Origin of the sequence: Flagellimonas alginilytica (assembly GCF_042134605.1) — a bacterium.
GTDB lineage: Bacteria > Bacteroidota > Bacteroidia > Flavobacteriales > Flavobacteriaceae > Flagellimonas > Flagellimonas alginolytica.
Genome location: NZ_CP169638.1, coordinates 3,365,305 through 3,377,126 on the forward strand (window position 1 = coordinate 3,365,305; position 11,822 = coordinate 3,377,126).

Sequence of the window (11,822 nt, forward strand, 5' to 3'; positions counted from 1 at the left end):
CGCAATGAGCTATACACGTTGTTGGCAACAGTATTTATTTCGGTAAAATTGATTTAAAATAATTGTCAATATTTTCTTTTCGATTTTCTACATCTTGAAGTAATTCCATACTCCTTTTGGTATAATATTCAAAATCTTTTTGCCCAAATTGATTACCAAACGCATTTTGGTAAAATTCATTTACTATTCTCATCAAAGTCTTTGTTCTTTCTCTGGTCGGCTCTCCGTGAATATCCATTAACCTCAATGAGAAGTCAGCAAATATGTGAGATGCTATTTCGAGTGCATCGAATTTATCAAGTCCATTTTCTCCTTTGGACTTATAAGTTAAATAACCTGCTAACTCCATATGAACTGAATCTTTTAATTCTTTTATCTCTTTTTCAGTCATACTGTAGTCATTGTTCCATTGTCATTATAGCCATTAGTCTTTGTGGTGCTAAACGCTCTAACCATTGATGAGAATTGTTTGTTGGAAAAACTCCTGATGGTTGAGAACGAAGTTTAAAAGCTGAAATAGGATTACCATCCAATTCAGTTTGTTGAAGTCTTGTCAAAGGATTGAAAAAGTCTAAACCATCTTTTTCTTTTGTAAATGTTTGCATTGTCCCGTCAAATGCTTTTACCATTTCAAAATCAATTCCGTTGGCTTTGTACAAGTCCACGTCTTCATTACCAACTGCTTGTAAAAGACTATCCATTGAAAAAGCTCCAATCATTATGTCAATTTCTCTTTTAAAGTTGAAAGTTTTGAAGTTTCCAAAATCAACTTGAGATTTTAGACTGCTAAATTCGTTAGGAATTATTATTTGGTCATTTTCGACAAGTCCAAGAGTTTTGTACATTAAACCAAAAGGTGATTGAAGCATAATCTCAATATTCCGAGTACCAACATCATTTAGTTTGTTGCGAATAGGCAAGTCGGTTTCAATCGGTAGAATGTCGGTTTTTGATGTTCTATTTTTCCAAATATCATCAATGTTTGTTTTTGAAAATGCTTCTATAAAGCATTCTTTCATAAAATCATCCATAAGCTTTTAAAATGGTAATGTGTCGAGATATATATTTTCTTTCGTTTCTCTGACTTCGATTGATAAACGGGAATATTTATGAATTTTGTCGTAAAAATTTAAGTAATAATTTCTCTGATTATTTATTCTTTTTTCGTGTTCTATTTTGAATGTTAGTTGTCCTTCCGAACATTGTTTTGTACAACTAACCATATGTTTGAAAAAACTATAAAATCTTGTTTTGTTTGGCATTCCAGTCAGAACGTTTTTTGACATCAGAAAAGGAATAAATGATTTTGTATCGTAATTCACACACGAATTAATCAATTCAGTCTTAATTTTTTCTATGCTGTTCGTTTCGTTCATATTGTTGCCAACTTGTTTATATGCCGAACTTTACTGAGTTTATACCCCCACAATGGAAGACTATGCCCAAGTTTATACATGGCTTCTTCAGTTTAGCCCGGTTGTGTTATTTTCTTACAATGCAATATACTGTTTTTATAGATCATCAAACGGACTGCTAATATTTTTAAAACTATTCTCGGTAACGTGGGTGTAGATCATTGTAGTTTTGGGACTGCTATGGCCCAATAGTTCCTGTATGTACCTAATGTCGGTACCGTTTTCCAATAAATGTGTGGCAAAGCTGTGCCGAAGTGTATGCAACGTAACCTCTTTTTTAATTCCCGCTTTAAAAACAGCTTTTTTTAATACCCATTGCGCACTGCTAGTACTGTATTTTTCCGAACGCTGACCCTCGAATACATATTTACTCGGTTTATATTGTTTATAATAAGTACGTAGCGTTTCCAAAAAACTCTGGGACAACAAGGTATACCTGTCCTTTTTTCCCTTTCCTCCCTTAATATGGACCAACATTCGATCACTATCAATATCGGTCACTTTTAAATTGATGGCCTCACCGATTCGCAATCCGCCCGAATAGATCAAGGACAGTAACGTTCTGTGTTTTAAGTTGTGTGTTTCCTCTATTATGGACCGTATTTCTTCCTTGCTCAAAACAACAGGAAGTTTCTTTTCCTTTTTTGGCCTCACCAGATCTAGGGCCTCCATAGCTATATTTTTGAACAAAAAATATTTTTTGATACCATTGATACATTGGTTTTGGTATGAAATTGATTTCCCTTCTTTCACGATAAAATCATAATTAAAGGACTCCACTAATGCCTTGGAATAGATTTTTGATTTTTTTAGGATGGCGTACCTAACAAAAAAACCGCTTACTTCTACATAAGTATTCACGGTATTTGGGCTCAATCTTTTCTCCATCAACCACTTTCTGAAACTATGTAGATCTCGTTGTTGTTTTGGACCTAAAGGAGGTAAAAAGAACGGCTTTTTATTTTTGGGGAGTCCTCTCTTTTTTTGTCTCACCTCCGAATAGTCCACATAGCATCCGATTTTTCGTAAATGATTGAAAATAAGATTTAGATTATTTGAGGAGTTTTCCAGATAGAATGTACCATCCAGAAGGTCCTGCTGCAATACCGGCAGCTTTAATAGATGTTTCCTTAATGTTGTGTCCGATTTATAGTCGATACGGATAATGTCCACCCCATTTTTTGTCCCTAAAACCAATTTTACGGATTTCATTTTATTTCGTTTAAAATAAATAGGGGGTGCTACGCGGTAAACCTGTCCGTTAAAATACAAAATCAAATTTGTAAACGATCAGTGTAACTATTTGGCCCAAATACTGTCTGCTATTTTGGTACCGATGCTTGAGGAAAAAGGGGAGACTATAGGTTTTTTACATAAGTGCGTCTACGACGAATTACCTTGGGGTCAAAATGCTTCCACATCTGTTGTATGGCAAGATTGTCCTCCAGTTCGGGGGTTCTAATGCAATTCACAACGCCACGCTTTTTAAAAGTGTGGTGGAACTCGTTAAAAATAATGGCCGTAACACCTTTGTTCTGGTATTTTGGATGAATGCCGATAAGGTAGAAAATGGCATCCTTACTGTGTTTTCTGGCGTGGAGCAAATGGAAAATGCCGAACGGGAACAATTTGCCCTTGGCCTTTTGCAAAGCTTCCGAGAAAGAGGGCATTACAATGGCAAAGGCCACCATATTGTCCTCGGCGTCCACCACAAACTTAATATACTCCGGGTTTATAAAACCAATGTACTTTTTCTTAAAATATTCCTTTTGGATATCCGTGATCTTAACAAAGGAAGAAAGTTTGGCATAACTATCGTTGAACAGGTCGAACATTTTGTCCACCCACGGCATAATATCGGCACTTTTCTTAAAGTTGAGTTCTCTGAGCCCGAATCGTTTTTTGATGAGCATATTGGCTTTCTCAAAAAGTTTGGGGTCCGCATTGGCCGCCAAAAATTTGCTTTCGGAGTATTTTTTTTCCGTGGTAAACCCGTGCTTTTCATAATGAGATTGATAATAGGGGTGATTGTACCAGGTGATCATATTGCCAACTTGATCAAAACCTTCGGTGAGCACGCCCACTTTGTCCAAATTGGAAAAACCTACAGGACCTTCCATATAATCGAGTTGGTTTTCCTTACCGATTTCCTTCACTTTGTCCAACAAGGCCTTGGAAACTTCCAGGTCGTCCACAAAATCGAACCAACCAAAGCGCATTTTTTTAAGCCCCTGTTCCTTTACCTCCAACCAATTTATTATGGCCGCTACCCGACCCATTAACTTACCATCCTTGTAGGCTAAAAAAAACTGCGCCTCCGCTGTTTTAAAAACAGGGTTCTTGTCCTTGTCAAAAGACTCCATTTCATCATTGATAATAGGGGGTACCCAATACGGGGAGCCTTTGTAGAGCGAGAAAGGGAATTTCACAAATCGTTTAAGGTCCGATTTGGACGAAACCTGTTTTATGGTAACCATAGTTGCAAATTAATACCCAATATTATGAATATTACTTGCGCTAGAAAAATAAGATGATGTAAAACGTAAAAATCCATGGATTAACCACGGTTTTTTCTCTTCTTTTTTGATTTCCGTTTATTGGAGTTCTTTTTGATTTTCCCGTTCATGCCAGATTGCTGCTCGTTGATCGGGATAAGTTCATCTTTATGAAAATCCAAGCGATACGAAAAACCGAGCACTACAAATATACGGGAAGGGTCGTTTTTAAAACCCGACCCCATATGGATATCGGCCTGAAAATTAGGATTGATCAAACGGGCCACCCCGGTCCTTAGGATAATATCAGAATAGCGGTCCCCGGAAATGCCCTGTCCCTCAAAAAAGACACTCCATCTGGGGTCACGAAAAGCATGGGTTACCGAAAGGGCGTATCGCCATTCGGGGGTATCGGTCGTAATGCGATCGTAGGCAATATTGGAAATCAATACAAACCTTGGGGATAGCCTGCTCTGTGTTTGGATTCCACCACGGTACGAAATTGTAGGTTCGCCGGGATAGAACGGATTATCGCCCAATACAAAATTCGCACCACCGTACACCGATACGGCCGGAATCAGGTTTTTCCATTGAAAAAGGTTGTTGGCCCTCCAGCTGTACAAGTTGGGTTTGCTCCGAGCAGGATCTTTGTAGGGGTCAAAGACCAAATATTTTAATCCAACACGATTTCTGGAAAAATTAGTGAGCGAACCCTCGATGCCCAAGTCCGGATAAGTAATGTTCTGTGTAATGAACGTACCTTCCATGATCACTTCCAGCTCCTCGAAAAGCAATCCGTAACGTAGGGCATAATCGGCACCAAAAATGTTGGAGTCGGAGTTTAAGTCCGCATTGTCCTGCTGTTCGTACAGCAAGCCAACTTCTGCCTGTACCACATTTTTACCAACGGCATAGGCACTTGCGGCCCTGCCCGGGCGGTTGGAATTGATCACATCGGTATATTGTGCGCAGATAATGGTGGGGAAAAAAGCGAGTAAAAAGAATTTCTTTTTGATTATGGAAATGTCCATATAACTGGTTTTTAATACTATTTTAAGATACGTTTTATGGGTTTGCGGGACTAACAGTGTAAATTTGATTCAATAACTGAGGTTATATGGTTTTATTACAAACGATTTTAATATTCATATTAGTATACTACGGGCTTAAATTCCTGTTAAAATGGTTGGCGCCGAAATTGCTCAATTACGCCATGCGCAAGACCAACGAGCGTTTTGAGCAGCAGTTCGGAAATCCTGGGGATTTTGGACATACAAAAACACGGGAAGGGGAGACCACCATATCCAAAAAACCACATCGCAGATCCAATCCTTCAAAAAAAGTTGGAGAATACATAGATTTTGAGGAAATTGATTAATATTTGCCGAATCAAAACCTATCCATGAATCTTTCTCCAAAAGCCATTATCACCCATATTTGTGTTATTGCTTTATTCATTCTTGCATCACTGGTCTATTTTTATCCAGTTTTACAGGGAAAAGCTATTTATCAATCCGATATAGCGTTGTACAAGGGCATGGCCCAGGAACGGGATGCCTACAAGGATGCCACGGGTGTGGAGTCCTATTGGACCAATAGTGCATTTGGCGGCATGCCCACCTACCAGTTGGGAGCCAATTATCCCCATAATTATGTAAAAGAGTTAGATCGTCTGATCCGTTTTTTACCGAGACCCGCCGATTATTTATTTCTATATTTTATAGGGTTTTACATTCTGTTGCTTTGCCTTAGGGTTGATTTTAGGTTGGCGGCCCTTGGAGCCATAGCTTTTGGCTTCTCTACCTACCTGATTATTATTCTTGGCGTGGGGCACAATGCCAAGGCACATGCTTTGGGTTATATTCCAATGGTTCTTGGCGGGGTTGTACTCGTTTTTCGAAAAAAATATATTCTAGGATTTATACTCACTGCACTGGCCATGGCACTCGAAATAAGTGCCAATCACTACCAAATGACCTATTATTTTATGCTTTTGGTGCTACTAATGGGTTTGGTATATCTCATTTATGCCATTAAGGAAAAAGAACTAAAACACTTTTTTGTTTCAGTAGGAATTTTGGTTTTGGCCGTTGTTCTTTCCGTTTTTACCAATGCCACAAGTTTGCTGGCTACAAAGGAGTATGCCGATTGGAGTACCCGTGGAAAATCCGAACTCACCATTAACCCCGATGGAAGTGAAAAAGCCGTTTCCACAGGGTTGGACTACGATTACATTACACAATACAGTTATGGGGTAATGGAATCCCTAAATGTATTTGTACCTAGACTTTTTGGTGGTTCGGGCAGTGAGAACCTGGGCAAGGATTCCAAAGCTTATGAATACTTGACCAATCAAGGGCTGACCCCCACCAAAGCATTGGAATTTTCGAGTGGCCTACCACTTTATTGGGGCGATCAACCCATTGTAGCAGCCCCTGCCTACGTAGGCGCGATCGTTTTCTTTTTGTTTGTGTTGGGCGGTTTTTTGGTTGATGGAAGAAAAAAATGGTGGTTATTATCGGGAGCTGTTATGGCCTTGCTCTTATCGTGGGGCAAGAATTTTCCTTTGCTCACCAATTTTATGATAGATTATTTTCCCATGTACAATAAGTTCCGGGCCGTATCCTCCATACAAGTAGTGCTGGAACTCTGTTTGCCGGTGCTTGGAATTTTAGGGGTTTGGGAACTGTTTAAATCCAGCACAGGTCAAAAAGAAAAACTAAATGCTTTAAAATGGAGCTTTTTTATAACCGCTGGTTTGGGCATAGTGATCTTATTGTTAAAAGGTTTCTTTGATTTTGAAGGTGCCCGGGACGAAATGTACCGTGGATATTTTGGAGATGAGTTAATGTCCATGATCTTACGCGATCGTGAAGCTGTTTATGTTAGCGACACCATTCGTTCGTTGGTCTATGTTCTTTTGGCCGCAGCCGCATTGTGGTTTTTTATTAAAGAGAAAATCAACAAAAACGTTTTGGTATTTGCCCTTGGCGCCCTTATTCTTTTTGATCTGGTAGGAGTGGACCTTAGGTACGTGAACGAGGACGATTTTGTACGTCAGCGTCAAGTAAACCAACCGTTCCAAGCCAGTCAAATAGACCAAATGATCATGCAGGACGATTCCATTTATCGTGTTTTTGACCCTCAGGAAGGCTTAAATGGTTCACGAACCTCCTATTTTCATAAATCGATCGGTGGCTACCATGCTGCGAAACCACGGGCACTGCAAGATCTGTTCGAGTATCATTTGTACCAGAACAACCTTCAGGTTCTTAATATGTTGAATGTTAAATATATTATCCAACAAGATGAGGAAGGCAATAGTTTTCCGGCTGTAAATCCAGATGCCAACGGTAATGCTTGGTTTGTGGATCAATTGGTGGCCGTTTCATCTGCCAACGAGGCAATCCAAAAACTGGGCGATTTTAATTCCAAGACACAGGCCGTGGTGAACACGGCGCAATATCCGGAATTGACCAAGATGCGTTACACAGCAGATTCGTTGGCAAGAATAGATTTGGTGGATTACCGCCCCAATTACCTAAAATATACATCTAAAAACCCCAATACTGGTTTTGCCGTATTCTCCGAGATGCATTATCCATCGGGCTGGAATGCTTTTGTAGATGGTGAATTTCAGGAACATTACAAAGTAAACTATGCACTTCGCGGTATCAAGGTACCCGCTGGTGAGCACGAAATCGAATTCAAGTTTGAGCCCGAGGTGGTGGAAACTGGTAGTCAGATCAGCTTGGTGGCCAACATCCTGCTTGGCATAATTATAGTTGGGGGACTGGGCTTTACATTGTTCTCGCGTAAAAAAGAAGAGGCCTAATGCGAAAAATTTTGGTCATAGCGTATTATTGGCCTCCGGCGGGCGGACCAGGTGTACAGCGATGGCTCAAATTTGTAAAATACTTGCCCGAACTTGGGTTGGACCCCATCGTTTATGTTCCGGAAAACCCCAGCTATCCGATAATCGATAACAAGCTGGTGAACGAAGTTCCAAGTTCCATCCGAATACTGAAACGTCCCATAAAAGAGCCCTACGGTTGGGCCTCAATATTGTCCAAAAAGAAAACAAGGACCATAAGTTCTGGAATTATAAAGGAGAAAGATCCATCTTTTATAGAGAAGGTGCTGCTTTGGATTCGCGGTAACTTTTTTATTCCTGATGCGAGGAAACTTTGGGTAAAACCATCCATTTCTTATTTGGCGAAGGTAATTGCGGACGAGGGCATAACCACTATTGTCACAACAGGGCCACCGCACAGTTTACATTTGATCGGACTTGGACTCAAAAAAAAGTACAATATCCAATGGGTCGCCGACTTTAGAGACCCATGGACCACTATTGGGTACCACAAAAGTTTACGTCTCACCAATTATGCCCATTTAAAACATAAGGCACTGGAAAAAGGCGTTCTTTTACGAGCAGATAAGATCGTGGTAACAAGCAAAACCACAAAATTGGAATTTGAGGCCATAACTCCCAAGCCCATTAAAGTGATCACCAATGGTTTTGATGATGAATTGCCATTGGTTGCCTTGGATAAAAAGTTTACCATTTCACATATTGGTTCGTTGTTGACAGGCAGAAACCCTTTAGGTTTTTGGAAAGCTGTACAGGAACTATTGTCTGAAAATGAATTGTTCAAAGACGCTTTACATATCCAACTGGCAGGTGTAGTGGGGGAGGAAGTGCTACAATCCATTAAGGATTTTGGACTTACCGACTATGTGGAACAATTGGGCTATCTTCCACACGATAAGGTTTTGGAAACCCAGCAAAAGTCACAATTGCTATTGCTGTTGGAGATTGATTCCAAAGAAACCAAAGGTATTATTCCAGGAAAACTGTTCGAATATTTGAATGCCAAGCGACCTATTTTGGCCATAGGACCACAAGGCTGGGAGGCGGGTGCTATGGTCGTGGACCATAAAGCAGGAACGTTCTGTTTGCATAATAATGTAGCGACTTTAAAAACTGTACTTTTGGAGGCATTCCATCAGTACGAAAAAGGAACTTTAGGTTGTAATTCAGAAGGAGTGGAGCAATATCACAGACGGGCGTTAACGGAATCTTTGGCTAAATTTATCTAATGGGCGTTGTTCTTAAGCAATCCATACAAAATACAGTAGTAACGTATTTGGGGTTCTTTTTTGGAGCTATTAATACATTGTTTCTGTATACCAAAATACTGCCGGACAAATATTACGGTCTGGTAACCTTTATTTTGGCTTCGGGAGCCATATTAATGCCGCTAATGGCATTTGGGGTGCACAATACCATGATCAAGTTTTATAGCAATCATCAAGAGACCGAAAAAGATGGTTTTTTTACCTTGATGTTGTTGGTTCCGCTGCTCGGGGTAGTTCCCGTTGCCTTGGTCGGCTTGATTTGGTACGATCCCATTGGCGATTGGGTGTCCCAAGTAAACCCTATGGTAAAGGATTATCTGTGGTATGTCTTTTTTGTGGGACTAGCGATGGGCTATTTTGAAGTATTTTACTCCTGGACCAAGGTGCATCTAAAGTCGGTTTTCGGAAACTTTATGAAGGAGGTTTTTGCCAGGGTAGGGGTGTCCCTTTTGCTTGTCCTTTTTTATTTTGATGTGATCTCATTGGATATGTTTTTCAAATGTTTGGTAGGATTGTATCTATTGCGGACACTGATCATTAAAATGTATGCTTTTTCCCTTCGGATGCCCAAGTTTAGTTTTAATTTTCCGAACTATACCAAAGAAATCCTGTCCTATTCTTTTTTAATTATTTTGGGAGGATCTGCATCCCTGGTTTTGTTGGAAATAGACAAAGTGATGCTGAATCAGTTCATCAGTATAGAAAATGTGGCGTATTATGGAGTGTCCGTTTATATCGCTACTGTGATTATTGTACCGTCTCGTGCCATGCACCAGATTACTTATCCATTAACAGCAGAGCTATTGAATACCAAAAATGAAGCTGGTCTGGATACTTTGTACAAAAAAACTTCCCTAACACTGTTCATTGCTTCGGGCATCTTGTTCATTTTGATTATTTTAAACCTCAACGACTTATATTTAATGCTTCCCAAAAATTATAGAAATGGCTTCACCATTGTGTTCTTGATCGGTTTGGCCAAGGTTATGGATTCACTTTTGGGAAACATAAATTCTATCTTGTACAACTCTAAATACTATAAAACGGTGTTGTTGTTCGGGGTCTGTTTGGCTGCCTTGACCATTTTGCTCAACTTTTTGTTGATTCCCAAATTAGGTATGGAAGGGGCTGCATGGGCCAGTTTTGTCTCTATTTTTATCTTTAATCTGGTAAAATTGGTTTTTGTGAAGCTGAAATTTGGCATTTTGCCTTTTACCTCGGCGACATTTAAGGTTTTTTCGACCTTGGTCTTATTGATTGTACTGTTCGATTTTGTGCAGTTTCAATTTCATCCGATAATAAATATTGGTTTAAAATCCATATTGGTATCTGTAATGTACTTAGGTATTTTGTACCGTTTTAATATTTCAGAGGATGTATCCGGAATATTGTCCAAATGGCTCAAAAAAATACCCCGTAGCGAATAAATTCAGCTACGGGGCATACAACTAACCAACCTAAAAAATCTTTCTAATTGTTACTTCTTGAAGATCTCGAGGACCTTGAAGCACTTGTATTACTTTTTCTATTGCCAGAACTCCGGCTTACCGTTGCTCTTGAACTACTTTTTCTGCTCACGGTGCTTTTCTTGACACTTGGCCTTGCACTTTTGGACACTGTTCTGCGTGTAGAGTTGCCTTTGTTCAGCGTTGTTCTATTGGAAGACCTTGCTACCGATTGAGGCTTTTTATATGTACTACTACTTGTGCGTTTTACAGTGGTCCCTCGTGAGTTACTGGTCACTTTTCTTGTGCTCGCGGTTCTCTTGTTCGGAGTTCGAGTGACCTTTGTATTGGTGGTCACAGTTCTACTTGATCGACCAACGTTGTTGGATTTTCTGTAATTATTGCTACTGGAACTCCTTGAAGCCACCGTATTTCTTTTTAAGGTATTGCTGGAACGGTTTGCTGTTGAGTATCCTCTTCTTGAGGAATTTTTGGACACCGTTGCATTGCTTCTTCCATAATCGGCCCTTCTGGCGCTATTGTCCCTTACAGAAACTCTTCTGTCATTTCTATAGATTTTGTCCCTTCTATACCTGTTATCATTTCTATAGACTTTGCCAACTCTTGCATAAGCACGTCTTGGATTGTATCTATAGGGTGTATAATATGTATATCGAACAGGTCTGTAATACCTTCTGTACGGTCTAGTGTATACGTTGCAAAAACCAACGGTCGGTCTTATAAAATATCTGTGAAAAGGTCTGTACACATATCTTCGATTATATACATTGATAAACCCTGTGTAGTGACTAAAAACTCCACCATTATAGTAAACTTGTAGGCCACCAATTCTCCGTACCCTACCATTGTTGTACCAGATATCCACATTTCCTATTTGTGATACACGACCATAGTAATCGTAAAAAATAGGGGTGTTCTCTACTTGTATTACAGCACCGTAATCATCGTACTGAACAAATGGATTGTAGTTATATCCGGAGTTAAAAGTGATACCGACATTGCCAATTCTAGCTCCTACGCCAACATTTACCCTGTTGTCCATATAGAAATCGAACTCACCATCGGGATAAACGGAAAAAGTAACCCCATCTTCTACAAAGATGAAAGAATTTCCATATCGATAATTAGGTGCGGTAACCTTTGTATTTGTTGTTTCTGCTTGGATACTTGGTATTCCAAAAACAACCGCTGCTATAATGAGTACTAACTTTTTCATACTACAAGGTTTTAAGTTCCAGATGCAAATATTTACACCCACCTTGTATTAAGCAATCAGCGTGCCAAAAAATATAACACGCTGATAT

General features: G+C 39.6%; 10 protein-coding genes. 4 read left to right on the forward strand and 6 right to left on the reverse strand.

Annotated features, from left to right (window positions below; genetic code table 11):
* Positions 1-34 precede the first annotated feature (34 nt).
* From ABTP35_RS15080 to ABTP35_RS15100, 5 genes are all read right to left on the reverse strand, one after another.
* Positions 35-391: a hypothetical protein gene (locus tag ABTP35_RS15080; protein WP_375334299.1), complete on the reverse strand. Its 357-nt coding sequence runs from the start codon at positions 389-391 to the stop codon at positions 35-37.
* Positions 392-398: 7 nt separating this feature from the next.
* Entirely contained in the window at positions 399-1,031 is a 633-nt protein-coding gene (locus tag ABTP35_RS15085) for a hypothetical protein (protein ID WP_375334300.1), read from the reverse strand.
* Between the two features lie 480 nt (positions 1,032-1,511).
* Positions 1,512-2,627, reverse strand: a complete 1,116-nt coding sequence (locus ABTP35_RS15090; RefSeq protein WP_293295302.1) for a tyrosine-type recombinase/integrase — start codon at positions 2,625-2,627, stop codon at positions 1,512-1,514.
* Positions 2,628-2,773: 146 nt separating this feature from the next.
* The gene (locus tag ABTP35_RS15095; RefSeq protein WP_293295301.1) at positions 2,774-3,892 is read right to left on the reverse strand and encodes a GTP cyclohydrolase; all 1,119 of its coding nucleotides are present in this window, start codon (positions 3,890-3,892) and stop codon (positions 2,774-2,776) included.
* Positions 3,893-3,972: 80 nt separating this feature from the next.
* Positions 3,973-4,941, reverse strand: coding sequence for a transporter (locus ABTP35_RS15100; RefSeq protein WP_252079684.1), 969 nt, complete (start codon positions 4,939-4,941; stop codon positions 3,973-3,975).
* Between the two features lie 86 nt (positions 4,942-5,027).
* On the opposite strand from ABTP35_RS15100, the gene ABTP35_RS15105 reads away from it, so the two are divergent.
* Genes ABTP35_RS15105 through ABTP35_RS15120 form a run of 4 tightly spaced genes read left to right on the forward strand, consistent with a single transcriptional unit; the run spans position 5,028 to position 10,479 of the window.
* Complete coding sequence (locus ABTP35_RS15105; protein ID WP_293295300.1) at positions 5,028-5,288, forward strand: DUF4834 family protein; 261 nt, start codon at positions 5,028-5,030, stop codon at positions 5,286-5,288.
* 24 nt (positions 5,289-5,312) lie between these two features.
* A complete protein-coding gene (locus ABTP35_RS15110; RefSeq protein WP_293295299.1) occupies positions 5,313-7,745 on the forward strand; it encodes a YfhO family protein in 2,433 nt (810 codons plus the stop codon).
* Positions 7,745-9,013, forward strand: coding sequence for a glycosyltransferase family 4 protein (locus tag ABTP35_RS15115; protein ID WP_293295298.1), 1,269 nt, complete (start codon positions 7,745-7,747; stop codon positions 9,011-9,013). Before ABTP35_RS15110 ends, ABTP35_RS15115 begins: the two co-directional genes overlap by 1 nt.
* Positions 9,013-10,479, forward strand: coding sequence for a polysaccharide biosynthesis C-terminal domain-containing protein (locus ABTP35_RS15120; protein ID WP_293295297.1), 1,467 nt, complete (start codon positions 9,013-9,015; stop codon positions 10,477-10,479). The genes ABTP35_RS15115 and ABTP35_RS15120 overlap by 1 nt, the downstream gene beginning before the upstream one ends.
* Before the next feature lie 43 nt (positions 10,480-10,522).
* Here the strand turns inward: ABTP35_RS15120 and ABTP35_RS15125 are convergent, their stop codons facing one another.
* Positions 10,523-11,734, reverse strand: a complete 1,212-nt coding sequence (locus ABTP35_RS15125; RefSeq protein ID WP_375334301.1) for a hypothetical protein — start codon at positions 11,732-11,734, stop codon at positions 10,523-10,525.
* Positions 11,735-11,822: the final 88 nt, after the last annotated feature.

What these genes read in the sequence shown, in the direction of transcription:
- ABTP35_RS15080 (WP_375334299.1), bottom strand. Translation starts at nt 391, where the DNA reads ATGACTGAAAAAGAGATAAAAGAATTAAAAGATTCAGTTCATATGGAG.
- ABTP35_RS15085 (WP_375334300.1), bottom strand. Translation starts at nt 1,031, where the DNA reads ATGGATGATTTTATGAAAGAATGCTTTATAGAAGCATTTTCAAAAACA.
- ABTP35_RS15090 (WP_293295302.1), bottom strand. Translation starts at nt 2,627, where the DNA reads ATGAAATCCGTAAAATTGGTTTTAGGGACAAAAAATGGGGTGGACATT.
- ABTP35_RS15095 (WP_293295301.1), bottom strand. Translation starts at nt 3,892, where the DNA reads ATGGTTACCATAAAACAGGTTTCGTCCAAATCGGACCTTAAACGATTT.
- ABTP35_RS15100 (WP_252079684.1), bottom strand. Translation starts at nt 4,941, where the DNA reads ATGGACATTTCCATAATCAAAAAGAAATTCTTTTTACTCGCTTTTTTC.
- ABTP35_RS15105 (WP_293295300.1), top strand. Translation starts at nt 5,028, where the DNA reads ATGGTTTTATTACAAACGATTTTAATATTCATATTAGTATACTACGGG.
- ABTP35_RS15110 (WP_293295299.1), top strand. Translation starts at nt 5,313, where the DNA reads ATGAATCTTTCTCCAAAAGCCATTATCACCCATATTTGTGTTATTGCT.
- ABTP35_RS15115 (WP_293295298.1), top strand. Translation starts at nt 7,745, where the DNA reads ATGCGAAAAATTTTGGTCATAGCGTATTATTGGCCTCCGGCGGGCGGA.
- ABTP35_RS15120 (WP_293295297.1), top strand. Translation starts at nt 9,013, where the DNA reads ATGGGCGTTGTTCTTAAGCAATCCATACAAAATACAGTAGTAACGTAT.
- ABTP35_RS15125 (WP_375334301.1), bottom strand. Translation starts at nt 11,734, where the DNA reads ATGAAAAAGTTAGTACTCATTATAGCAGCGGTTGTTTTTGGAATACCA.